The 24,617-nt window shown below is 54.0% G+C and carries 19 protein-coding genes; 8 read left to right on the top strand and 11 right to left on the bottom strand.

What is annotated here, in order from left to right; translation table 11 throughout:
- Positions 1 to 452 precede the first annotated feature (452 nt).
- Positions 453 to 707 carry a hypothetical protein gene (locus tag D3M70_RS16790; protein ID WP_120126825.1) on the top strand — a complete coding sequence of 85 codons (255 nt, stop codon included), beginning with the start codon at positions 453 to 455 and terminating at the stop codon, positions 705 to 707.
- Positions 692 to 994: a hypothetical protein gene (locus tag D3M70_RS16785; protein WP_120126824.1), complete on the top strand. Its 303-nt coding sequence runs from the start codon at positions 692 to 694 to the stop codon at positions 992 to 994. Before D3M70_RS16790 ends, D3M70_RS16785 begins: the two co-directional genes overlap by 16 nt.
- A 348-nt stretch (positions 995 to 1,342) precedes the next feature.
- Here the strand turns inward: D3M70_RS16785 and D3M70_RS16780 are convergent, their stop codons facing one another.
- Positions 1,343 to 1,615, bottom strand: coding sequence for a hypothetical protein (locus D3M70_RS16780; protein ID WP_120126823.1), 273 nt, complete (start codon positions 1,613 to 1,615; stop codon positions 1,343 to 1,345).
- 1,073 nt (positions 1,616 to 2,688) lie between these two features.
- Between D3M70_RS16780 and D3M70_RS16770 the strand changes: the two genes are divergently transcribed.
- From D3M70_RS16770 to D3M70_RS16760, 3 genes are all read left to right on the top strand, one after another.
- Positions 2,689 to 9,330 (top strand): DUF3320 domain-containing protein, encoded by a 6,642-nt coding sequence (locus tag D3M70_RS16770; RefSeq protein ID WP_120126822.1) that lies wholly within the window; start codon positions 2,689 to 2,691, stop codon positions 9,328 to 9,330.
- A gap of 111 nt (positions 9,331 to 9,441) precedes the next feature.
- On the top strand, positions 9,442 to 9,906 hold the full coding sequence (locus D3M70_RS31740; protein ID WP_133306487.1) for a hypothetical protein: 465 nt from the start codon (positions 9,442 to 9,444) through the stop codon (positions 9,904 to 9,906).
- Positions 9,907 to 10,993: 1,087 nt separating this feature from the next.
- A complete protein-coding gene (locus tag D3M70_RS16760) occupies positions 10,994 to 11,842 on the top strand; it encodes a hypothetical protein (protein ID WP_120126820.1) in 849 nt (282 codons plus the stop codon).
- 898 nt (positions 11,843 to 12,740) lie between these two features.
- Here the strand turns inward: D3M70_RS16760 and D3M70_RS16750 are convergent.
- On the bottom strand, positions 12,741 to 13,289 hold the full coding sequence (locus tag D3M70_RS16750; RefSeq protein ID WP_120126818.1) for a GNAT family N-acetyltransferase: 549 nt from the start codon (positions 13,287 to 13,289) through the stop codon (positions 12,741 to 12,743).
- A 259-nt stretch (positions 13,290 to 13,548) separates the two neighbouring features.
- Here D3M70_RS16750 and D3M70_RS16745 point away from each other — a divergent pair, with 259 nt between their 5' ends.
- Together D3M70_RS16745 and D3M70_RS16735 are read left to right on the top strand one after the other, a co-directional pair.
- Positions 13,549 to 14,892 (top strand): MFS transporter, encoded by a 1,344-nt coding sequence (locus D3M70_RS16745; RefSeq protein WP_120126817.1) that lies wholly within the window; start codon positions 13,549 to 13,551, stop codon positions 14,890 to 14,892.
- A gap of 885 nt (positions 14,893 to 15,777) precedes the next feature.
- Positions 15,778 to 16,350 (top strand): DUF3841 domain-containing protein, encoded by a 573-nt coding sequence (locus D3M70_RS16735; protein ID WP_256659876.1) that lies wholly within the window; start codon positions 15,778 to 15,780, stop codon positions 16,348 to 16,350.
- Positions 16,351 to 16,442: 92 nt separating this feature from the next.
- Here the strand turns inward: D3M70_RS16735 and D3M70_RS16730 are convergent, their stop codons facing one another.
- The 5 genes from D3M70_RS16730 to D3M70_RS31735 all read right to left on the bottom strand — a co-directional run bounded on the left by D3M70_RS16730 (position 16,443) and on the right by D3M70_RS31735 (position 20,174).
- A complete protein-coding gene (locus tag D3M70_RS16730; protein ID WP_120126814.1) occupies positions 16,443 to 16,775 on the bottom strand; it encodes a hypothetical protein in 333 nt (110 codons plus the stop codon).
- A 399-nt stretch (positions 16,776 to 17,174) separates the two neighbouring features.
- Positions 17,175 to 17,831 carry a hypothetical protein gene (locus D3M70_RS16725; protein WP_120126813.1) on the bottom strand — a complete coding sequence of 219 codons (657 nt, stop codon included), beginning with the start codon at positions 17,829 to 17,831 and terminating at the stop codon, positions 17,175 to 17,177.
- A 64-nt stretch (positions 17,832 to 17,895) separates the two neighbouring features.
- Positions 17,896 to 19,086: a hypothetical protein gene (locus D3M70_RS16720; RefSeq protein ID WP_120126812.1), complete on the bottom strand. Its 1,191-nt coding sequence runs from the start codon at positions 19,084 to 19,086 to the stop codon at positions 17,896 to 17,898.
- A gap of 47 nt (positions 19,087 to 19,133) precedes the next feature.
- Positions 19,134 to 19,676: a hypothetical protein gene (locus tag D3M70_RS16715; protein WP_120126811.1), complete on the bottom strand. Its 543-nt coding sequence runs from the start codon at positions 19,674 to 19,676 to the stop codon at positions 19,134 to 19,136.
- A gap of 291 nt (positions 19,677 to 19,967) precedes the next feature.
- The gene (locus tag D3M70_RS31735) at positions 19,968 to 20,174 is read right to left on the bottom strand and encodes a hypothetical protein (protein ID WP_133306486.1); all 207 of its coding nucleotides are present in this window, start codon (positions 20,172 to 20,174) and stop codon (positions 19,968 to 19,970) included.
- A 541-nt stretch (positions 20,175 to 20,715) separates the two neighbouring features.
- Between D3M70_RS31735 and D3M70_RS16705 the strand changes: the two genes are divergently transcribed.
- Positions 20,716 to 21,126, top strand: coding sequence for a VOC family protein (locus D3M70_RS16705; RefSeq protein ID WP_120126810.1), 411 nt, complete (start codon positions 20,716 to 20,718; stop codon positions 21,124 to 21,126).
- Positions 21,127 to 21,267: 141 nt separating this feature from the next.
- Here the strand turns inward: D3M70_RS16705 and D3M70_RS16700 are convergent, their stop codons facing one another.
- The 4 genes from D3M70_RS16700 to D3M70_RS16685 form a co-directional block, all read right to left on the bottom strand.
- Positions 21,268 to 21,726, bottom strand: a complete 459-nt coding sequence (locus D3M70_RS16700; protein ID WP_120126809.1) for an Hsp20 family protein — start codon at positions 21,724 to 21,726, stop codon at positions 21,268 to 21,270.
- 267 nt (positions 21,727 to 21,993) lie between these two features.
- A complete protein-coding gene (locus D3M70_RS16695; protein ID WP_120126808.1) occupies positions 21,994 to 22,686 on the bottom strand; it encodes a hypothetical protein in 693 nt (230 codons plus the stop codon).
- A 199-nt stretch (positions 22,687 to 22,885) separates the two neighbouring features.
- Positions 22,886 to 23,683, bottom strand: coding sequence for an OBAP family protein (locus tag D3M70_RS16690; protein ID WP_120126807.1), 798 nt, complete (start codon positions 23,681 to 23,683; stop codon positions 22,886 to 22,888).
- 96 nt (positions 23,684 to 23,779) lie between these two features.
- Entirely contained in the window at positions 23,780 to 24,022 is a 243-nt protein-coding gene (locus tag D3M70_RS16685) for a hypothetical protein (RefSeq protein WP_120126806.1), read from the bottom strand.
- Positions 24,023 to 24,617: the final 595 nt, after the last annotated feature.

Raw genomic sequence — 24,617 nt, 5'->3', positions numbered from 1 at the left:
TAGCAGAGGGTTCGCTCGAACAGATTGGTATTCAGGAATTTGGAGTCGCCGGACAGCAAGTCTGAGTGAGTTTGGTTAAAAGATGTGCTGAGCTCGCAGAAAGCTAAGCCAGTCGTGCATAGCCTTCTGCGCGTCAATTTACTAAGCCCTTACGGCTATAAATCTGGATCCGGTCGATTGTGGCGCGCCGCATTCGCGGATGGCTGTCGTGAACCAAGCCGCATCACTTCGTGTGCGTCTTGGCCCTGGCAGGCTTCCATCCTCACGCCTATGGCCCTCTGGGCCGGCGCGCTCCGCTTGCTTGAGGCGCCAGACGAGGAGCCCAGTATTCTTCAATGATCCAGAGTGCTTTAGCTACAACGGGGGCGACGATTTTTGTCGACAGACAGTCGAAGCTGCTCAGGTCGCGTCACTGACTATCTGCGAAATCTGCGGTACCCCAGGAGTGCTTGGTGGAATCCGATATTTCACTGTCCATTGTCCTTCACATGTCGATCTGGCGCCGGACGATGATCGATAGGAGCAGGGCGGTGATGGCTGAGCTCAGGTGGGCGTCACTGGCTCCGATTGCGCCACCACTGTTCGCAGGTTTCGATGCATTCAGCTTTGCTGAGTTGAAGGTCTTGATTAATGGCTTCGCCCGTAAAAGCTGTGACGGCTCTCACCAAAACTTAAAACGCGGAAGGTCAAAGTGGCAAGGCTTCTGATCCTGAAAGGGGAGATGCTGTGCATAGCGCATGGCGTCTTCGAAGGATACGACCGGCAAGGGCCGTTTGTTGCCAATGAAGACATTGACGTCAATGCGTTAATGGACGCTGAGATTGGATCGTCCGCTGAACCATTGGTTGTTGAAGCAATAATGCGAAACATTGCCGCACGACTGCTGAACCGAGGAGTGATTAGTGAGCTCCCCTGTCGTAACGTCTACCTGGGGTCATTCGGTGAGCTCGAAATCAAGGAGGAGGATCTGCAGAGCGACGGTGAAGAGTATTAGGCGGGTCGATCAGCAAAAACCTTAAAATCCGTCTCTTCATGCTGGATGCTCGCGTCTGCACCTTCCACGTTGAAACCGCAATCCCAAAACTCCTAACGGCATCATTAGGGCGCCCCCTGCGGGGCGGTTGTCGTGAACCAAGACACGCCACTGCGTGGTGTCTTGGCCCTTCGGGCATCCACCTGGCGCCTGCGCGCTCCGCTTGCTTTAAGTACCAAACCAAGACCAGAGTTGTGCTCTACCACATACGAAACTTTCCGTTTGAGCAGGCTCAAAACCGAAGGTTTACAGCTGTGTCGGAACACTAGCGTGGCTACAGTCACCAGACGTAGCCAAGCCGGCAGAGTATCAGGCTGCGAGTTTGCGTTTCGATGAAGTGATTGGCTCGACTCTCAACACCTTGAGCTTCATTTGAGGGCACTTGATACGGTCACCATCGACATCGTAATTGTGCAGAGACTCAAACGTGGCTTCGATATCACGGAAATTACTGCAGTCCTGATACTCAGGGTTTTTCGTACTCACATACTCGTGACACATTCCGCTAATTGCTTGGCTGGCAGGCCAGAATCTGTCGGGCACGGTGGTGTCGATACGAATGAAGCTGATGAGAAATTTCATGTGGCGCCTTGGATAGGTGTTTCAGAAATCATCCTAAATGCGAAAGGCGGGCGTCGTGCCACTACCGATGATACCTATCCATCTATCCTCGTCAATCGGTGGCTTGGTTCTATTCCTCTCTTCGGGAATATCTTGGGTGTGCCGCTTCAGCGGACGGCTGCCGTAAACCGAGCCAGCGTGGTTCCCGCGCCGTCTCGTCCCTGGCGGGCAGGCATCCTCACACCTTCGGCCGGGCGGCCTGCGCGCTCCGCTTGCGGGTGGGCTAGCTCAACCCGAGTCACTTTGCGAGCTGGCCGGCGAAGGCCTCAGGTGATCCTCCTCAAACTGGTTAGAGAGATGCCAATTCCAGCTCCGGTGCAACATGGGTTTTCCAATGTGGAAGCAGTGGGAGGGAAACCATGTAGTACGTAAGCCAACAGGCATAGATACTCGAGTGCAGATAGCACGACCCCGGGGCCAGCTTCCCGGGTGCGAGTTCATGGCGTAGCATGGCCCACCTTTGAAGTTGTAAAGCAGGTCAATGGTGTAGATCAGATCGACGCCAAAAATTGACTCCAACTGCTCCCGCCGGCTTTTCAACAATCCACTGATAGACCTGTCTTCCTGGAACATTTCCTCATCGAGCTTCAACAAGCGCTCCGAGTGTTTGATGCGCCAGCGGCAGAAAAGTCCTTTGCGGTCACGAAGAACTGTTGGCGGGTAATGATAGAGACCTTTCGGCGTAGGTTGAGTTTTTCGCCCTATTCCTATCCAGATCTGACCCTCCGTCTCCCATCAGACTGGCACTCGTCATCCAGCGCCAATTTGGCGGCCTAGTCAGCCGTAGAATTGGTCTTTCACTCACTCAAATAACTAAGTCCTGCGGCTTGCGCCGGTCTCATAGCGTCCGCGAATTGAGTCACGAATCGCTGTCGCGACTAACAGAGGGGGAGCAGGAATTTGATCGCTATAGCGACTAATGGCGCATTACGGCTGCGTCCAGAAACGCTATCATCGCGCCATTAGCTCAAGCGGGGCCTCTTGGCCGGCCACATCCGGCACTCCCTTGGGTACCTCGACAAGGATGTTTGCGCATGGACGACATAGTTCAGCCCCTCACGCCCGAAGAAATTGTCCCTCCAAAAGAAGTCAAAATTCTCGCGACCCTGGTAGCGAAGCTCAACCTAGCGGATTTCCAAAACGCCATTCCTGTTATTCGAGAGCTTCGGCTCTCTAACGAGACCAGCGACCGATTCGTTAACGCTACTCTGACCCTTACATCTGCTCCTGAGGTGCTCAAAGCCAAGACTTGGCGTATCGACGAAATTGCGGCGGATAGCTTCCGGATCATTCCGGGCCTCGATCTCGTTCTGGATGGGCCGTTGCTGAGTCGGCTGACAGAGTCGGAGATGTCGACTTTTACCTTTGTCCTCGAAGCTGATGACAAAGCAGCAGAGGGCGGTCGCAAAGAGATTGCGCGCCTAGAGCAGGTCGTAGACCTCCTGCCTCGCAACCAATGGGGTGGTCTGCGGCACATTCCTGATATGACCGCAGCGTTCGTCCAGCCTAATGACCCAGCGGTTGAGCGGTTGCTCAAGCAGGCTGCTGAGCTTCTTCGCCTAAGCGAACTGTCTTCAGCGCTCGATGGATATGAGGGTGGCTCCAAACGAGCTTGGCAGCTGGCCTCTGCAGTATGGAGTGCTGTCGCCCGGATGAAACTTGACTATGCATTACCGCCGGCGAGTTTTGAACAGTCGGGGCAGAAGGTGCGCAGTCCGAGTCAGATCGCTGATACCGGCCTGGCGACTTGCTTAGACCTTACATTGCTTTTTTGCGCTGCGCTTGAGCAAGCTGGTCTCAATCCCGTCATCGTGTTTACCCATGGGCATGCTTTTGCTGGGCTTTGGCTGAAGCCGGAAGAGTTCACCACTGCTCTGGTCGATGATGTCACGGCGGTGCGCAAGCGGGTCAAGCTTCAAGAGCTTGTGCTCTTTGAGACGACGCTCGTCACTCAAAACCCGGTTCCGGCCTTCTCCTATGCAGTTGAACGAGGAGCCAAACAGGTTGAAGAGGATGCAGAGAGCCGCTTTGAGATGCTTCTGGACATCCGTCGGGCGCGTCTGCAGCGAATCAAGCCGCTTGCTAGCGCCGAGTCCCAAATCGCGCGCGTAGCTAATGACGAATCCTCCGACGCCCCACCTCCTTTGCTGGTGGAGGAAGGGCTTGGTCTGGCCGAGGATAATGTTGAGGTTCAGGTCGAGGATCTGTCCAAATTAAATCCCTCCGATCGATTGGGCCGTTGGCAGCGTAAGCTGTTGGATCTGTCTCTTCGAAACAACCTGCTCAATTTCAAAACGGGCAAACGTTCGCTGAAGCTTGAGTCACCAGACCCGGGAGCGCTTGAGGACATTCTGGCGAGTGGTCAGTCGCTTAAGTTACTGACCCGGCCAGATCTAATGGATGGTGCTGACCCACGGGAGCGAGCGCTTTATGAGCAGCGCGAACGAGAGGACGTGCGTCGTCGACATGCCGAGGACGCGCTCAAGCGCAGGGAAGTGTTTGTAGCGCTGACATCCAATGAGATGGATGTCCGACTTACCGAGCTTTATCGAGGTGCCCGTACAGCCTTGCAGGAAGGCGGTTCCAATACTCTGTTCTTGGCGCTTGGCTTTCTGAGCTGGACGCGAGAAGACCGGGCAGGGCAGAAGTATAAAGCGCCGCTGGTGCTGATACCTGTGACACTAGAGCGGAAGAGTGCGCGCTCAGGATTCACCATGGTGCTGCACGACGATGAGCCGCGCTTCAACCCAACGCTGATAGAGATGCTCCGCCAGGATTTTGAGCTGGGACTAGGTTCGCTGGAAAACGAGTTGCCTCGTGATGACTCGGGACTCGATATTGCAGGCATCTGGAAGAAAGTCGGTCATGCCATCAAGGACATCCCAGGCTGGGAGCTCAACGAGGACGTTGTGCTTTCCATGTTTTCTTTCGCCAAATACCTCATGTGGAAGGATTTGGTTGAGAACTCTGAGCACTTGCGGCAGAGCCCGGTCGTCCAGCATCTGCTCGACACCCCTCGAGACTCGTTTATCTCCGATACTCCGTTCCCTGAAGCTGAGTCACTGGATCGTGACTATGGCCCAACTGACGTGTTCTGCCCGCTGCCATCTGATTCATCTCAGCTCGCTGCAGTGATGGCGGCTGCGAAAGGTAAGGACTTCGTTCTGATTGGCCCGCCTGGCACGGGCAAGAGCCAGACCATCTCCAACATGATTGCGCAGTCTATCGCCCAAGGCCGTCGAGTGCTTTTCGTTTCTGAAAAGATCGCTGCTCTGGACGTCGTTTATCGACGGCTTCGTGAAATCGGTTTGGGTGAGTTCTGCCTTGAGCTCCATTCGAGTAAGGCGCGGAAGACTGATGTGCTCGCCCAGCTGCAATCAGCGTGGGAAGCGAAAGGACATGTTGATTCGGCGGCATGGGAAGTCGAGGCCCAGCGCCTGGCGACACTACGGGATAGTCTCAACATCTACGTCGAACGGCTGCATCGCCGTCATCGCAATGGCTATACGATCTATGACGCCATTGGCACTGTCACATCTGGCGTAGATGAGGCTGTGGCTTCGATTGGATGGGCGTCCCCTGATGTCCATGATCACAAAGCGATGCTTGAGCTGCGTGAACTAGGCGACCGTCTTGAAGTTAACGCCCAGGCTGTAGGTTTTGATCAACTTGCTGGCAACGCTTTGTCTCCGGTTGGCCAAGCCGAATGGTCGCCTCACTGGCAACAGCAGTTTGTGCAAGCGGCGAGGGATGTCTTGCCTAGTGTACTAGAGGTGCAAAGGGCTGCGGATCGCTTCATTGAATTGACTGCACTTCCTGCCACCCAATACACACCCACAACACTGGACGGTCTATCGATTCTTTCTCGAGTACTGCCAGAGGCGGCAGGGCATGATTGGCGCTTTGCTCTGAAACCTGATGCTCGCTCCATCTCTCAACGATTGAGCGAGGGCTGCACTTGGGTTGAACAGCACCGCGAAATCAATTCAAAGCTGTCGACGATATGGTCGTCTCGTGTAGTTGCGGATGCCAAACAAGGTATCGATTTGCTGCAGCAGCGTCGCGCCTCTTTTTCCGATCTTGGCCCAGCCTGGCCGCAGAGCGTCACTGATGTTCTGGGGCAGGCTGTCGTTTTGTTTGGTCAAGTCGAAGCTCTCAAGGCACAACTGCAAGCGACCTACGCAGAGACGATCGAGAGCATTGATGTCGAACTCCTGCATCGAGAGTGGATAGAGGCTGCAGAAGCTTTCTGGCCTAAATCCTGGTTCGGCAAACGCCGAATTGCAGGGCTGTTGGCTCCGGTGCAGACTTTCGAAGGCGAAATCGACAATGCCAAGGAACTGTCAACGTGGGTCGAAATTCGAACTATACGTCGCGCCATTGACGACCTCTCTCTGGGTGAAGAGTGTGGTGCTTTATGGCAAGGGGCTAAGTCCGATGTCGCTTGGATCGTTGCAGCCATCAAGCTCCAGGAAGCGGTGCGACTTCAAAAGGAAAATTTGCCCTGGGTCGATGAGGGGCTGATGTTGGCCGAACAAGGCCATCTGGGCGATGCGCTGAAAGAGGAGCTTCTTCGACTGCGTAACGTGATTCGGCTGGATGCCGAAATGGATAAGTTGGTCGACCTCGGTGAAGGAACCCAGTCCTTGTGGAGCGGGCTTGCTACAGACGTTGATGTGCTCACTGCTGCGATTCGGTTTCAGGTCGAGCGGCGTGATATCGAGGAGCGTGGACGGCTTACCGACGATCATCCTCTCGTAGAAGAGGGGCGTTGTGGCGATCCGCTGAAAAATGATTTTGAGCTGCTCAAGCGCAGAACCGTGGTTGAGAGAGAGCTGGCTGATCTATCCGATCTGCGCGAAACGGTACCTGCTTGGAATGATTTGAAGACAAAGCTTGAGGGGGTTCGCAACGCAGTTGTGTTCCAAGGAGAGCTGGCCACTGCGATTGCCAAGCTGGCGCTTAACCCAGAGCAGATTGGTGCTTACAAGGCACCACTCCAGATGTTGCTTGGCGATGGCAATGCATTGTTGGAGCAAGAGGGTGCAATCCCTCTGGCAGGCGCCACGTTGCGCGAGAAGCTTGGCTTGCTCCAAGAGCGTACTTCGCATCTGACAGCGGTTGGCCAATTCACCGATTTGGGCATCGACGAAACCGCACACCTGGCATTGGGTGATCTCAAGAAAAACTGTGAAACGGTTGTATCTTCGGAGCCGCGCTTGAAGGCATGGTGCTCTTGGCGCAAGGTTCGAGATGAAGGCTTTGCGGTAGGGCTGGCTCCCATAGTCAACGCGATGGAGATGGGCACGATCACGTCTGGGAAAGTCCGTCGAGTACTGGAAGTCAACTATGCCCGCTGGTGGTTGAACACCACAGTGGACAACGAAGAGGTCATTCGGACGTTCGTCAGCGTTGAGCATGAACAACGTATTCGTGATTTCCGCACGCTGGACGATAAGTTCACGGCGCTTACCAAAGACTGGCTCCGTGCGCGGCTATGCGCAGATCTTCCAAGTCAGGACAGTGTTAGTCGTTCCTCGGATTGGGGCTTGCTGCGCCATGAGATGGGCAAGAAGACCAAGCACATCCCGTTGCGTGAGCTGATGACGCGCGCACCAGACGCGCTGACTAAGTTGACCCCTTGCTTGCTGATGAGCCCTCTTTCTATTGCTCAGTATCTGCCGCCAGCCTCTACGCCATTCGATCTGGTCATCTTCGATGAAGCCTCGCAGATACCTGTCTGGGACGCCATTGGTGCCATGGCTCGGGGCAGACAAGTAGTGATGGTGGGCGATCCCAAACAGCTGCCGCCAACGTCGTTCTTTGATCGAGCTGAGTCAACGGCTGACGATGAAGATGTCGAAGCAGATCTCGAAAGTATCCTGGATGAGTGCATCAGCGCGAACCTGCCAATGCGGAATCTCAACTGGCACTATCGTAGCCGCCATGAAAGCTTGATCGCATTCTCCAACCAGCGTTACTACCAGTCGAAACTGGTCACATTCCCATCGCCATTCACAGCAGACAAGGCAGTGAGATTGTGCCCTGTAGCAGGCATCTACGATAAGGGCGGCTCACGCACGAACTTGATCGAGGCGCGGGCATTGGTTGCAGATCTTGTTGCCCGTCTTCAATCTCCTGCATTCCGGGAAACCCGAAGGACGGTTGGAGTTGTAACGTTCAATGGTGAGCAGCAGAAGCTCATCATGGACATGCTCGATGACGCATGCCGGAAAGATCCGTCGCTGGAGCCGTATTTCGCCGAATCCGAGCTGGAGCCGGTGTTCGTGAAGAACCTGGAGAGTGTTCAAGGCGATGAACGAGACATCATCTACTTCTCCACGACTTACGGGAAGGACGCCGCTGGTGTACTGTCGATGAACTTTGGGCCGATGAACCGCCCTGGGGGCGAGCGCCGCCTCAACGTCGCCATTACCCGCGCACGTCAGGAGCTTGTTCTTTTCTCCACGCTACGGCCAGAGCATATTGACCTCGCGCGAACACAAGCTATTGGTGTTCGAGACCTCAAGCATTTTCTGGAGTTTGCAGAGCGCGGGCCGAATGCTTTGGCTGAGGCTAATTTTGGTAGCGTGGGCGGCTTCGACAGTCCATTTGAGGAAGCGGTTGCTGCCGCCTTGGCAAAGAAAGGCTGGCACATACAGACACAGATAGGTGTTTCCTCATTCCGGATTGATCTCGGGGTCGTCCATCCTGACGCACCTGGGCGGTTCCTTGCTGGTATTGAATGTGATGGTGCTACCTATCATCGCAGCGCCACGGCACGAGATCGCGACAAGCTTCGTGAATTCGTTCTACGAGGTCTGGGTTGGGAAATCGTAAGGATTTGGTCTACGGATTGGTGGGTGGACGCAGTTGGTACTGCAGAGAAGGTACACCAGCGGCTGAACGATCTTCTTGCAGAGTCACGCGCCAAGCAAGCGATTATCGATGCAGCGCAGGAGGCAGAACGTTTGAAAGTCGATGCTGCCATGGCAGAGGTTATCGAGGTCGTGGAGCAAGTCTCCGTGGTTGCCGCCGTGGCTGATAGCGTCGAAGCAAATGATCCATCAGGGGCCTTGCCAGAGCTTAAGTACGCCAGGTCAGCATCGGTCGTCTCAGTCCAGGACGACACGATTTTGGTGGCTCCGTCTCAGCAATTGATCTATGTCGAAGCTGATCCAAGAAGTGCTGTTGACACCGTCGATCCTGATCGATTCTTTGAACCCAATTACACCGAAAACCTAGAAAAGATGATTGCGCATGTGGTTGAAAGTGAGGGGCCAATCCTTGATGTGATTCTGGCTCGCCGTATTGCACGCGCGCATGGATGGGTGCGTACCGGCGCGAAAATTCGAGACCGTGTCGATCAATTGGCCAAGCAGCGCTTCCGTTTTCACGATGAAAGCCAAGTAGGCGTCTTTTACTGGCCGACCAGTCTCATGGAGGATCAGGAGGTTGTGTTCCGTCAATCTGCGGATGAAGACTCCTTGCGAAGCCTGATGGAGATCTGCCTAGCAGAGATTGCGAGCATTGCGTCCAGGTTTTCTGCGCGGGCTCTGGACGACGAATCGTTGATATACACCATTGCGAAAGAGGCCGGAGTGCAGAAGCTCACGGCATCTGTGAGAGCTCGTATCGTCAAAGCGATTCAAATGACCAATCGAGCATCAGCATAATGCGAACCCTGTGGCTCTTGTTGGAGCATGAGCCGCAGGGTCTTAATTTCCGCCATGCTCTCAAGAGGCAGCCGCTCAGCCATCTTGGTCATTCGGGAGGGGAGTCCCAAATTGTCTGAACTGATCGAGTTCATGGAAGTATTTCACGATAAAAAGAAACCTGTTCGCACGTTGCTTTTGGATGCTGCACGTAGCCGAAGCATTATTCGATACACCGCTATGTACGGGCTGTTCAAGGACAAAGAGAGGCTGTGCGTGGCTCCAAATATTTGGCGGGCATGCGTCTGGACGACTGTTGAGGCGGCCTGTCGAGAGTTGGCGAGCCCGGAGGGTGCAATCTACACCGCAGTACTATCGAACAAAGAGGGACTTCCTGAAGGTGGCTTCTGGGATCTCATCAGAGGCAAACGTATTGAAAGGTATCAAAAGCACCGCAAGCTCGTGCTTCCAAAGGACAGGGCTTTCACTCTTGAGCAGAAAATCGACATTGCCAGGTTTGAACGTGAACTGGTCTACAGGCATGCTGCTTTATACCATCCTGCAGGAAATCCTTTTCTGACTAGCATGATGCGGTGACGGCGCTGACTCTTAGCTGATGCCTTCGCCGTCTTTACAGCTCTCCTAGCGTCCATCAGCTCATTCACCAAACGCTGCTGTACTAGGTCAAGAGCCAGATTCGAACAACGCCACAGACGTCGTTTCACAATAAAATAGCGACCATCTGGGATTGTCGGATGCATGGGATGAGCGCTTGGAGCCAATTATTGCCTGCCCAACCTCTTCGATGTTGAATCGTGATAACCCGCGTCCCTGATGAGGATGGGCGAGATCATGGGCCGATCTTTTTCGGAAGCTCGGCCACCTTTGGCCATCGATCGTGTATCCACTCGTACTCTGCAGGCGGCGCGCTTGTCAGTACGTATATCGCTAAGATCCCTGGTCACCGATGCCGATCCGCATGCCTCATCTAGATGCCCAAGCATCCTTTTACGTATGCCCAGGTGGTGCTGAACCGATTTTGATGTTCTTTTGTCCCGCGAACCAGGCCGTACGCGATAACAAAAACACGCTGGCCACAGGCAATTGATGACCTGCTTCCGACTCGGAAGCTTTTCACTTCGAGTGGACATGGATGCCGGAAAGAGTTGGTCTGAGATGAGTTTAGTGAGAGATCGACCGGCAATATTACGTGATCTTATGTGAGTTCTGTCGTGTCATAGAAGGTAACGACCTGGTATCGCGTATGAGCGAGCGCCCCATTGAAGACTCAGTCCTGAAACACTGTCTAAAGCTGAATTCGTAATCCTAAACCCTCCAGGTGTTGATTTCATTATGCCATTATTGGCATCATGTCTCCGCGAGGGAGCCAAATGCACATCAAGGAAAAATGTCATTTCAGACAGTACTCCGGGAGAACGGCAATTGGCGCCTCGGAGCCTCCGTCCACGTGGTGGAAGGTGGTTTTTTAGCGACCGACCGGAATGCGAAAAAAGAAGATAACCTCGAAAATTTACCTGCGTTCTAATAATTAACACCGGCTGCTCCCTTGCATCCTTTGGATAAATAGCTGTCAGGGGATGAGCAAGTCTGAAGTGTGCAATTGTTAAGTCGAGGCGCTAACGGAAAAAACTAGAATGTCACATACCACGGAAAGAGGTGTTTGGTGAGGCTGCATAGTGTATCTAATTTAGCTTTCACGGTCACGATGTTGGCTGTGCTAGTTATTGCCAGTATGGTATCCGGAATCGTAGGGTTAAATGGCGCGCTGTTTGATTTAACTGAAAATCAAATAATGTACATTTACTCAACGTCCGCCCAGGTGCTAGCTGGAGTCTATGGACTGACGCTTACCGGGTATCTGTTCTTTCGCAGCGATCTGAATCGCGAGGCGCGATCTGATGAGACCCGCGCGGGATCGATTGAAAAGCTTGAGAAGAGATATTTATGGCAACTGACTTTGATCACGGCGCTGGTGCTAGGCACAATTGCGCTGACCAATGTAGTAATTGCATTGGAAAGTTCAGAAAACCGAAAGCTTCTCACTGTCTTCATGAATGTTGGGCAGTCATTCTTCGGGGTTGCCATTCTTGCCATTTCTTTTTTTGTTCTTGATGTTATTGCACCTCAGAATGTAGAGGCTGCAAGCCAGGCCATTCAAAATGAGATTGATCCTGCGCACAATGAGAGTTCGGTGAAAGGAAGTTTGGAAGAGCTTCTCAAGAACTACAATGAAATTGAAGATATCTTGATTAATCAGTCAAACAGGCCGTCTATCGTACCATACTCCAGTACTTATGTAAAAAGCTTCAATAGAAAGCCGTCCAATATTAAACTTGCTGAATTGTTGCTGCGTGCAGAGAAGATTCGCGAAGAGCTTTACCAGAGGCTAGTGCAGCTCATTAAACTCCGAAATGCCATAATCCACGGTGCTGAACCAAAAGTCAGTAATGAGATGGTCGAGAGGTCGGCTATGGTACTCCGCGATCTGAAAGACGCGCTCAGTGTTGACTGATCTATTAGTATGGATTAGGCCTGGCAAAGGTTAGGTCAGGCTTATCGACGGTGGTGAGTTTGAATCGCATTGAACGCCGGGCAGAAGAGCTTGCAATCATGCTCGGCTTCAATGAGACGCCTGTCACCCGCTTCAGCGAATCCTTGTAGGAACTGCTCTTTTCTCTATTTCATACGTTGACTGAGTGCTATAGCAGCTGTCGACATTAGCGGGTGATGTCTTTTTTTGCTACGTCAGCACGAAGGGCTCGTATGACTTGCTATCGTAGCTCTCTCACCCAGCACCTCAAAAACCAATCCAGGCTGATAGCTCGTCAGCATTCGCTTGGCCTCAGTGCGGCCCTTGAACAAGCATGTCGTAAGTACGGCTTTTTAACTTGGAAGCAAGCGCTAGAGGACATGGCTCGGGTAGATCTTCTCGTCGCCCAGATTCGTGCATCGCTTCCGCTCAGAGCCGGTCTATGTGCTCCATGACGACTCCATGGGGCCTTGCAACGGCTACACGTTGTCGTAATGCAGGCTGATCCAAGCGCTCACAAAACGCTATCAGTTGATCGTCAAAGGCCGCTTGAAGCCTTGTGATTTGCGCCAACGACATGTCCTCAGGCAGCATTTGGTATTGCGCATCCAAATCAGAATTCAACCCCGCCAGATAGAATCGGTATACGTAGAGGATATGCAGCAGCGTTCGCTCTATGGAAGGAAAAAAGCCTATCCGCGTGCTGACGAACTCCTCATAACCTGACGCAAAGCAGCCAAAAGTAATCGCCGATTCGCCCACTGGTTATTTTGTGCTTGCGCCAGGAAATAGTTCACTCGTAATTTCTCTCTGGACAGGTTTGGGTCGAAGGATAGCGTTGATAGTAATCTATGGTTGGCAACTTTAGTCCGGGCAAAACTCACGTGCTGCGAGCCAGCCATTCGCTCCGCGTAATCTCCCATACTTCGAGCTGCATGGGCCCCGAGACAAACTTTCCGTCCCTCGTCTCGATCATGCGCATGCCCTCATCCTGGGACACTGCGCGTGAAGCGTGGTTGGCGATAGCCTTGGGCACCTGCATAAGCGGGCGCCGTAGAGTTTCAAACCAGTGGTAATTGATCGCCTTGCAGGCTTCACGCATGTAGCCATGGCCCTGCCATTGGGGCGCTAACCAAAAGCCTCGGTGGTTGCCTGGCTGGTCATAGAGGCTGATGCTACCGATGCTGTGCTCAGGCTGCGCGCGGGTGCGGATCATCCAGTGCCACTCGCGTCCTTTGGCCATTGCTGGAAGGGCGACATCACGTACATAAACCAGCGCGCCATCCTGCGGGTATGGCCAAGGCACGCGGCTGTCCAGGTATCTGACCACTTCCCAATGGGGAAATAGCTGCTGTATCGCCGGGGCATCGCCCAGTTGCAAGGGAGTAAGGGTAAGGCGTGGGGTATTCAGTGTCGGCATGCAGTCCATTGCAGGAAGTCCTGTTCGAGTGTTCTGGAAACTTTCTCAGATCCCTAGCCCCGATGGCTAGGGGGCTAAGGTGCACTTTTGGCCCAGAGTTAGCTTCCGACCCAAAAGGGATGCTCCCGAGGCGCTACTGCAAATTATCGAAACGAGAATATCTGTCCCATTATGTGGGATATAAAATCATATATTGAGCGGTTTCGTTCTCTCGTCTATGGTGGAGGTACACGAGCCAGAAGTCTCAGAACAAAAATAGAGAGGCGTTATGCAACAGCCGTCCGTGAATGCAGGTCTGCATGCCAGTACCATGAAACGACTCAACATCAAATTGATCCCGTTTTTGATGTTGCTCTACATGGTCGCTTACATCGACAAATCGAACATCTCAGTCGCCGCCCTACAAATGAATGCCGAACTGGGACTTACCGCCCGAATGTACGGCATCGGAGTAGGGCTGTTCTTCCTCACCTACATCATTTTTGAAGTCCCTAGCAGCGTGATTCTGACCCGGGTCGGGGCTCGACGCTGGATTGCGCGGATCATGATCACCTGGGGCATCGTTGCGGCGGGAATGGCGTTCGTCCAGAGCGCCAATCAGCTCTACGGCATGAGGTTACTTCTGGGAGCCGCCGAAGCTGGCTTCACACCTGGGATCATCTATTACTTGTCGCAGTGGTACCCGCGCAGTGACCGAGCGAAAGCAATGTCTTTTTTCTACATCGGCGCTGCTTTGGCCTCAGTTATCGGCCTACCGCTTTCGGGTGCCTTTCTGCATCTGGACGGGTATTTCGGTGTCAGTGGCTGGCGGTGGCTGTTCCTGTTGGAAGGACTGCCAGCTGTCGTTCTAGGAATCGTTGTCTTGCGGTACCTGCCAGATAGCCCGGCCACAACGCAGTGGCTTCACGCCGATCAGAAAGAATGGTTGAGTCAGACGATAGCCGCCGAACAGGCCGCCACTCCGATCTCGCACCACGCAGGCTGGTCGGCGGCGTTCCGTAGTCGGCAGGTTTGGCTATTGAGCCTTTTCTGGCTGCTTCAAGCGTTCGGTACGATCGGCATCACCTTGTTTCTGCCGCTTATTGTTAAGTCGGTTTCCGGCCAAGAGTCGTTTACCGTCAGTGCTTTGTCTGCACTGCCGTTTCTATTTGCATGCATCTTCATGTACTTCAATGGCACTCATTCCGACCGTAGGCGTGAGCGGGCCTGGCATCTGGGGTTGCCACTAATGATCGCCGGCGTGCTCTTGGCTTCGGCGGTGGCCACAAATAATTCGTGGCTGGCCTATGCGATGCTGGTGATTGCGGTCGGCTTGAACTGGGCGGCGACGCCCGTTTTTTGGGCCACGACTACCGAATACCTCTCCGGCGCCGCTGCTGCGGCATCGATCGCTCTCATCAACTCTATCGCCAACATCGCCGGGCTTGGCCTGCCACCTGTCATGGGGTGGATCAAGGACGCTACGCAGAGCTACGACTCAGCGTTGTTGATGGTTGCGATTGCTCTGTTTGCTGGTGGATTGCTGGGGCTGTATGTCGCCCGAACGCCGCGCAAGATATCTCTTGAGATCTCAGGGCATGAAGTGAGGCTTGAACAAGTAAAAGCCCCTTGAGCGTGACCGCCCATCAGGCTCCGATGGGCTAATTCCGCTGAGTGGGTGCGTGTTGAAGCACCGATGAGGAGTAGTCGATTTCAGGTGAGAGATATCGGCATCTGATCCTCCCACCGCGCAAGCCTTCCATGTTGATGAGGCCGCTGCCTGGCTCAGTTGGATCTCCGCTGGGCTGCCCTTAACGCATTGAGCTCGGCTCTCAGTGCATCGTTCATCGCTACCAGCGTTCGAGCATCACCCTTCAGCCTTCGGATGTCTGCCCAGGCTTCATGGAGCTCGTCTACGAGCATGAGGCATTGGTGTTGGTAGCTTTCGAGCTCAGTGGGAACACCTAGGTCGAATGCTGAGTCTTCAGGGGTGTGATTGGTATGAGTCATGGGAGAATGCCGTTAGTAGTACATTTGTTCTCCTTCTAGGTTAGGCTCAGATGCTGGATGGATCAACAGTGTTTTGACGAATGGGAACAGTCGAAGAAAAAGTGTAATTTTACCCGGGCGTGCCCTAAGGGCCGGCTGTCATGAACCAAGCCACGCGCTGCGCGGATGTCTTGGCCCTATCGGGTTTCCATCCTTCACGCCTGCGCGCTCCGCTTGCGTTGGGGCAGAGTCGAGAGACATGCTGATGCGGCTACGACGCGGTGGCCTACAAGATCAAGTCAAGCAAAGCTACTGCATGGACTTTGGCTAAGCCGTAAATCATTTCGCTTGTGAGATGTGTGTCGATCCAGGTGCGGCGTACTACTCCCATCTCGTAGTCACTTACCAGCGTGGCCGCTCCTCATCAATCATTGAGCTTAAATCCCAGATGCATTCGTCACCGACATCCGACATTCAAAAATGGCAAATGGAGTTTTCCAGAAATGGTCGGACACAGTGCTGGACGCTAATGGAGCGTTCGACCTGGCAAATGCTGGAGGCTGAGGGCGAGCTCACATGCCCCAGCGGCGAAGTCAACGACGACCCGATCTTCCAGGACGCGTATGCCTGGATGAAGGACTCGATGGCGAGCGCTGGGATCTACCCACCGGCGCCCGGTTTATCTCCCTGGTGGTGCTGGGTAAGGTCTGGGGAGAATCATCCTGAACCTTACATCGAGGACGCGGAAGGCTTGCATGATCCGGTGGTGCTTGAACTGTCTCTTCCCTCCGAGCAGATTGTGCTGTCGTGCTTCGACCTTTGGCATTTTGTACTCAACAAATGCTACGTCTGGGCGTCGGAGTTAGATGAGCAAGATTTTGATCGGGCTCAGGAGAGTGCAGAGGAGGGATCCGATGCAGCGCTGCAGCTCCAACAGCGGATGCAGAAATCGTGGTCAGCGGTGTTTGGGCTGGATCACTGTGCTGTGGATATGGGCCCATTTGAAGCCAAGAGCATCCAGGGATGTTTTTGGACTCTGAGGTCAGCCGACGTGACAGCCATCCTGGAGCGAGACGTTCTCTCGTCAAATGACCAACCTTAAGTTCGTTGGGTAATCTGGTTACGACATCTTGGTCGGGCCTCGAGAGAGGTGTTCCAGAGCACGGTCTATTTCCGTTCGAACTAGGGCAATAGCTACATCGACTTAACCGAAACGACCTCAACGTACCTGAATTTTTTCCGGGCTGCTTTCACCGCTTCTTGCTCCGCGAGGAGGGTGCTCAGCGTGTCAGCTTCGTGAGTTATGTCCTGGGTCTCTCCCTCGAACACATTTCCTACTCGTAAGGTCACTCTCAGTCTGGGCGTGAACGCTTTCGCGTCTTTCTTTTTCGCAACTGGTTTTGCCGGCGGCACGATGACGACTTCGGGAACAGACTCTTTTGCTACCGCAGGGATGATTGGAGCGGAGACCTCGGCGTTACCGAAAAGGGCACGGCGCATCTCTTGTTCTGTCAGATCTGAATTCATTGGACGTCTCGTGCAGGTGGGATTGGAGCATGTTCGATTCTACCAGCATCGCTGATGGACACAGCATTACCTGAGTAGTTTTGGGGTTTCAAACTTCGCTCGACTTTGCTCGGGCGCGCCCTTGCGGGCAAGCTGTCGTGAACCAAGCCCCAGCATGCGCTGGTGTCTTGGCCCTACGGGCTTCCATCTTTCGCGCCTGCGCGCTCTGCTTGCCGATTCTCATACGCAGCTCGTTGATTGGGATGGAGAGTCCACGGAAGATCGAGCCAACCAAAAACGAGGATCCAGCTTCACCCGTAGGATTTGCGCCGTGTTAGTAGGAAAACACAGCCCGATGAACCTGACGTATGTGTAATAGCTATGCCTCTTCCCGGCCTCGACTATCCGCCGTCCTAGTTCTCAAATCCCTAGAAAATTTGTACGCGGATATAACCGATCAACCGTCACGAGTTCTGGGAAGCCTGGATAGGCATCGTCATGCAAGCCGTTCTGGTTCTCAGCACCTGACTTTGTGAGCACGCCACGGGGATGGACATAGCTGGAAATTCTCTTCAACGGCTTCTCTCTCCAGGCGATATTGAACGCGCTCAGTTTGGGGAAGAATTGCAGCTCGCTGTAGGGAAGATGGTCATGAATCCACCAAGCCATGGACTGCCATTGGGTAGGGGCTGATATGTGATCAACCAGCCACGGAACGACTATCGTGACCATCGCTCCGGCCATGCCTTCATCATCTCTTTGATCCCAGATATGCCGGCCTCTATCTGCCTTGTTCGAAGCGCAGCTCAAACTGTTGGCGTTGCCAAACTCGTTTACCGCCGGCGACCGGTAGCCTGAACGAAGCGCTATGCGTCCGAAAGTGGCCTGAAGTGGCTCTAGAAGCTCCTCACAGAGCTCCCGGCCAGTTGCAATGGCCAGGTCGGGATTGTCGGGCAGATTGGGGATGCCATGAATGTTGGTGATTTCGCTGTAAAGGAACTCGCGAAGGAAAAAGTTTTTGGAAAGGCGCGTGCGGCCTAGAGATTCAACACCTCGAACAGTAGCTGGCTTCTTCATTCAGCACTCCTATCGGCCGAGTACCCATCGGTGTCTGTAGGTACCTCTATCCTTGTATGTAGCCTCACTCTGACCACCAATCTTTCTCTGCGCCGATGATGCTATAGCCGGTAAACCAGCTGTCGATGGCCATGGTCAAAGATGTTACGGATGTGCTGTTAGCCCGTAGCGGGTCGAGCATATCGGCTTGTGCAGACGCCCATGAGGCCCATAGGGCCGTTTGCTCCTGGGTATGCTGTGGGCTGTTGGCATTTGCTTCACAGGTTGCCTGAATGAAGGCGCGGAGTTCCTGCGCTCGTTGCCAGCTCCTCGAGTTCTTCACAAGGATATGACGCAAGCGCCGTTGGCTTTCTTCATGCCTGGCTCGTTCCAGTCGCCGTGCTTCGCGGATCAGGCTTTGCCGCGATTCCTCCTCTCGCTTGGCTCGCATGGCTTTGATCGAAATGGCGATCAAGGCGAGCCCGTCGACGACGTCCGCCAGCCTAGCTTCAAGCCTCTTGGTCTTGGTGTCCGCCCAGTTCTTGCGCGTGCCGTATTCAGTATCTGCCTCCAGCTGCAGGCTCAGTTCCCCGGTTGGCACCCATTCGTACTGAGGGGCGACCCGAGGCAAAAAATCCGGTGTCCATGGAGCGCCGCGTTTAGGTGGGGGAGGCGGAGGCGGGGGGATGGTTATTCTGGTGATACGCTCCTTCAGCAATAGCTTCAGCTTTTCTCCGTCGATCTCAATCGACGTTTCGTTGTCCGCTGTTATTGTCCAGCGCTGACCAAGCGCCTCACTCGCCTTTATTAGAGTGTCAAAAATCAGCGCTGAGCGATCTACCTGAGCAGCTGATATGTGAGAGCGCAGCACATGCTTCCCAGCAGTCATTAGATGGCCTTCGTTAGTCTTGGCGGACTGGGCTTGCTTTAGCCATTTGCCTACCAGAGGATGAGGGTCAACCAGGGCCTGGGGAACTTCAAGCCTCGCGATAACGGATTTTACCTTCGCGGGCATTTCGGGCCGTGGCGGAAGTGACGCTCTATCCAAAATTTGGAAGCTTATCGATCCCATTTCGGTCGGGGGCTTGGGCTTTGGCGGGCGTTTCGCAGGCTGCTTGGCCCAGTAGCCACGAGAAGGAAGTGGGATACCTGCTTTACGGCAGGCTTTAGCTAACCCTACGTCCGACACGCCAATGTCTTGGGCGAGCTTCAATACAGGTGTTTCCCATACCTTTTCGAACAGTTCCAGGCTGGTGAAAGTGATCGTCTTGTACATTGGCGGCATCCGTTGAAGTTGCTCGGATATCAGCGTAGACCGACCGGCTACTGAGTCACGATTGCTGCAGAGCCTAATGCCTGGAGTTGCGCGGTTTCAGACGCGGCAGTCGTAAGCGTAAAGAGCATTTTTCGAGCGCCGTTTGGAACAGACCATTCGTACGAGACGGTGTGAGTTACTCCGTTAGCCACCGTCTGCTTGTCCTCGGTCATTACCATTTTCGACGTAAATGGTGCAGGGGCATTTGCCACCAGTTTTTGGAACAGGGTATTGGCGACATCTACGTCTGCTCTGCGAGCATGGACAGCACACAGGTTCTTGCCGCCCGGTAGGGCAAGCACGAACGTGCCGTGTTTGTCCGGCACCGGCCATGCGTCCCCAGGAGCACCTCCGAGAAAGAGAGCAGCTTTGTCAGTTGGCAGTTTAGGCATGGGCGCCAGCTTTTGGCGGAAAGCCTCAAGGTTGGGCAGATTTTGCAGGCAAAGGGATGCGTAGATTCTTGCAAACGAGTTGGCCTGATCATCGGCTTCGCTGGCCAGGCAAAGGTTCATACCCAAGATGGCGGTGAGTGAAACGAAGAGTCTGAGCATCAATTCCTCCATGAATTTTCAGCGCTAGGTGGTAGAAGGTGTCATGACTGTGACGACAGCCGATTGAAGTTTTCCTGCTATCCGATCCTGCGCGTCGAATCGAAGTAATCGCCCTGATCCGCTCTGCTTTTCGAGTGCCAAATCAGCTCACTCACGGAGACACGAAGATGCCTGAAGAGAAGAACGGAAGCGCCACCGGACGACTTGCCGGCGCACTCCACTGAGCAGGAAAAAGAGCGCGTCAAAGACTTCAACAAAGACGGTATTCCACTTGGATCAAGCTAAGCGGGATTAACCGCGTTCGTCATCGAGTATCTGGTGCAGCTCTGCCCATGGCATTTCGGTGACTTCGCCCTTCGCCTTGCACTCCGGTTCGTGGGGGAATGTTTCTTCACTGTGAGTGATCGACTGGCCGTTCATACATCCTGTACAGACGACTATACCGCCTATAAGAGCCCATGCTGCCGACCATCTGATCATGCATTGATTGTTGTCCATCTCGTCGCGTCCTTTGCGTGCGGTTGTGGTCAGGCTAAGGGCCGCGAGCTCCTCTGTATACGCTCAAACAGGGGGCCTCAAACGAGGGGTTGTCAGAGCTAAGGGGGCTCAGTGTTCACTCGACTTTACGATCCTGCCGACCCCCGCGACCTTCGCATGCCGCCGAACCTTGGACTCAGCGCATTGGATTCCCTTCGCGAGTTCGATGAGGCGCATAGCCTCCTTATCCTGGCCAGCCTAGGCCAGTCGTACCGACGCACTCAACAGCGAGGTATAGGAGCTGTTCAGTGTTGTAGCGACTTCCCGCATGCTTCTGATGAAGTCCGCCGTTGGCGCATTGGTGTGTCCATTTTTGTTCACAAACACAGACCTCTTTGGAGACTGAAGCAGTCCGGAAAGGGCAAGCATATCCCAAGGCCAAGAAAACGAGATGGGCCGCACCTATCCGAGTTCATCTGAAGGAAATCATGGTGGGAGCAGGGTGTCACAACTCCATGGAAGCACATTCAGCTAGGACACTAAGGCGAACTCGGAGAAAGTTATGCTCAGCTATCTGTTCATAGGCGCCAACGACGTTGACGCTTCTGCAAAATTTTACGATGCCATCCTCATCCCTCTCGGTTATGACAGAGAGGTATCCGAAGGGCAGGTCAGCTACTCGCTTCCTGATACCGTCGATAAGTCGAACGGCCCTGGCACTGTTCATGTCTCCCGACCTTTCGATGGTAGAGCTGCGACGGTTGGGAATGGAATGATGCCGGCGTTCCGGGCTGAGTCACGAGCGCAGGTAGACGACATTCATGCTGCCGGGCTAGCGAACGGCGGGACGGACGAGGGGAGTCCTGGCACACGAGAGGCTTACACCGCCGGGTTCTATGTTTCCTATCTACGTGACCCTGTAGGGAACAAAGTGGCGGTTTTCTGCAACAGCGCAGATGAATCGGGGGAGTAAGCGAGGCGACCGCCGCAAGACTTTCATTTGTAGGGTTCAGGGTGCTCCCTATCGCTTTAGGCGAAGATCATCACTCGATGGCTGCAACACGAAATTTCGCTTGGGCAAAAAGAGGCGCTCCGAAGAGCGCCTCTGTCGCACTTATTGCGAGCTAACAGCTTTGAGTTCGGGCTTGGACGAGCCACCGATCTCAATACGCCGTGGTTTGGCTTCCTCCGGAACGACGCGGAGCAGATTAATGCTCAGCAAGCCATCGCTCAGCGCTGCGCCTTGCACTTCGATGTGATCCGCCAGACGGAACGACAACCGAAATGCCCTCTGGGCAATACCCTGGTGGAGGTACGTCACTTCCTGTTCTGTTTCGCGTTTCCCGCCAGTGACTGTAAGAACGCCTTTCTCGACTTGAATGTTTATATCGTCCTCGGTCAAGCCAGCAGCCGCGATGACAATGCGGTATTCATTTTCACCGTGCTTCTCGACGTTGTGAGGAGGATAGGCATTGTTGGCCTCGCTACGGAGCGCCGATTCGAAAAGATCGTTAAAACGGTCAAAGCCTACGGACTGACGGAACAGTGGTGCCAACGAAAGTGTAGTAGCCATGACAAATCTCCTGAGTTTTCTCCAAGTGATTAAGACGCAACCCGATTTCGGCATCGCGTAATCCCGAATGTAGGTTCGGGCAAAAGGGTTTCAAGAGAAGGTTCGACAATTTTTTTCGCTATTCAAGGTTAGGGCTACTTCTCGCGTGCTTCGGAGGAGGTCTGCTGTCGGCGCGTTGGTATGGCCGCGTNCACACGTCTCTGCGAATTAAATGGAGGAAATGAAGCCGATTACACGGAGCTATTGCCGGGCTAAGTCCGCTTAGGCTTAGCTCGACGACATTGCGGACATTTCAGGGAGGTGCTCTCCGACTTGGTACTGCGGTTCGCAGCCCTCTGAGACCCGGGGCTGGTAATAATCGCCCGAGCAGATAGCGGGCTTGCTCGGCTCAGACCCTAGGTCGTCCACAGAGCCTTGATACATCGAAAGTCCATTAAGCCTGAGCACTGCAGCCCTCTGATCAATTGCCGCGTTTAGCTCCACGCGGCATTTTTCCCAATCCTGTTTGGCGACCTTCGTTTTTTTCATGATGTCTACCATGGCCCGACAGGCTTTTTGATAACGAGCCTGGGCGGCCTGTGCCTGGTTCATGAAAGCAGCTCTCGACCAGGTTGTTTCAATCTGTGACCTGGCCAGCGCATCGTTGGAGGCATCTCGCAAGCTGATGGGCCATATCCTGCTTCGCGGCTTGTTGCTTATAGATTCTGTGAGGAAATGGGCTCGCTTCTGGCCCCATTCCAAGGCTTGTGTGACCGATTCCTCTGGGCAGTGGGCGTAGTATTCTTCCACGAGCGGCAAACCCCTCCCGTCATAAACCCCCACGAACAACTGAATGATGGATTTGCGCGAGGAACGTGCCTGAAGCTCTATTTGGATACCGCAATCGGCTGTTACCCGTCGCAGCGTTGACTGCAATTGGCAATCAGACCACAGCCAGAATTTCGTTCCTCTTTTCTTCATAGCTCATCCCTGCAAATGGGTGGAATTCACATCTCGGACATCGGCCCCGGGAAACGGATGCTAGACATCACCGGACACTCAAGCCGGCGGGCGCAAAAAATCCGAGCCATGATTTATAGCTGACGCAGCACAATCTGTCGCAGCGTTGATGAGTCACCTCAAGCGGTGCTTCGCGCGACGTCTGGCTGGCGGCTAGGTGTCATTGGCTAGAACGGCTGTTTTGCTTGGGAGCGGTCGGTGCGTCAGGGTGAGAGTGGATAGTTTGCCCGGTAGGATCGCTGATCTGCATGACCTTCCCATATTGCCAGCCGTTGGCCTTCGGATCTGTGGTTGGAATGTGGATATCCGAACGTTGGGCTTTGATTGCCGTGGTATCAATGCCTAACCGGTCGTTGCGTTGTTTAACCATTGCCGGATCCGCCTGGCCCTCTGACGTGAACCCCATCATCAGTTGGGGCATCCCAAGCGGCAAGCGCTTATCTTGATCCGTATGCCAAGTGTGCCAAGTCTTTCCGTAGGTGTGTGCCAACCGTTCCATCAGTGCGTGTTCAGCAGGCCCAGGTATTCCCGGCGCTACCAGTTGTCCAGACGAGACCTCATAGCCATGGCTGTGCCACATCGCTTTTTCTGTATCCGGAAGTGAAGCGAATAATTTCTCGTCGATGATGTATTCGACGCCCATGATTTTCGCCGTCTTGGTATTGCCGTCAAAGATCACGCACTGGATGACATCCTCGTTGAGGACTGAGCAGTAGTGATGCGCTTCCATTTGGGCTTGAGGGTGACCGTTATAGAAATGGAAGCCATCTAGATAAGCGTTGAGGGCGTCTATCGGCGGTTTGGCCTGAAGCATGGCTGCACCCGCCTCAAGAACGTTGGTTTGTGTCGATTCCGGACTACCCGGGGCGTCTACAGGCGATTTGGTATTGGCTACGCAGGCACATAGCAACCCGCACGCGGCGGAAACCGTTAACCGGGGAAGAAAGAAGTTGGGCATGACAGCGGTTCCTTTGCTGTGAGTAGACTGACGGAGCAGCACCGCATTGATCGGCGGAGAGTGGCGTCCCCGAAAGGGCGCCACCGCGAGCCCGAGTTAGCGTGGATTCGGGCTATCGTCGAACTCTGCGTTGTCGACGTCCACATCCGTCATCTCCTCTTGCAACGGTGCATCGTCATCTTGCTCAAGTGGAATTTGCCCTTCGTTGTCGGGAAGTTCGTCGACTCCAGGACGATCACTCGGGTTCAGATCAGTACGGCCCGGGGAAAGCGGGTCTGGGGATGCTGGAACCGGATCGTCTGTACCTGTGCCACCTCGGAGCTGTGTATCGGTGCTCATGATTCCTCCTTGCCGGCATCATACCGGTCTGTCCCTATGAGAATCCGGCCGCCCGCGTGTTGTTCAACTAGAAAGACTGACGGTGACTTCCAGGGGACATCGGTCACCTCACAAGCGGCGCCTAATGACAGTGACCTGCATGGGCTTCTTCTGCTTAATAGGCGGCGGAGTTGTGTTTGTGCAGTGTTAGCACTTGCATTGCTCATCAGTTTGCTTGAGCGCAGGCTCAAGTAGTTTGGCTCGTGCCAAGTGAACAGACGCCTCTTCAAATTTCCCGTTGAGCTCCAATCTTGCTGCCATTTCCAAATGCCATTCGTACATTGTGCGGATACTAGCTATTTGACGTTTGCTACGATTACTCATTACCACTTTACTTCCGATACATGAACACTAATTAATTATCACGCGAGCAAGCGCCAAGCGGAATGCTCGCCTGGATGGCTCAATCTCTAGCGATACATCTGAGCGAGTGAGGTGTGGGGCGTGACGCAAGGAAGTAGTACAGATGTACCAGCAAAGTTGTACGGCGGCTTCATCTTGTATAGATTTTCGGCACGACATTCGTCGGCAGCTTTTGATTCTCCTTTTGTTCACA

The organism is Pseudomonas sp. LS-2 (assembly GCF_003605735.1).
GTDB lineage: Bacteria > Pseudomonadota > Gammaproteobacteria > Pseudomonadales > Pseudomonadaceae > Aquipseudomonas.
This window is presented reverse-complemented; position numbering and strand designations above follow the sequence as displayed.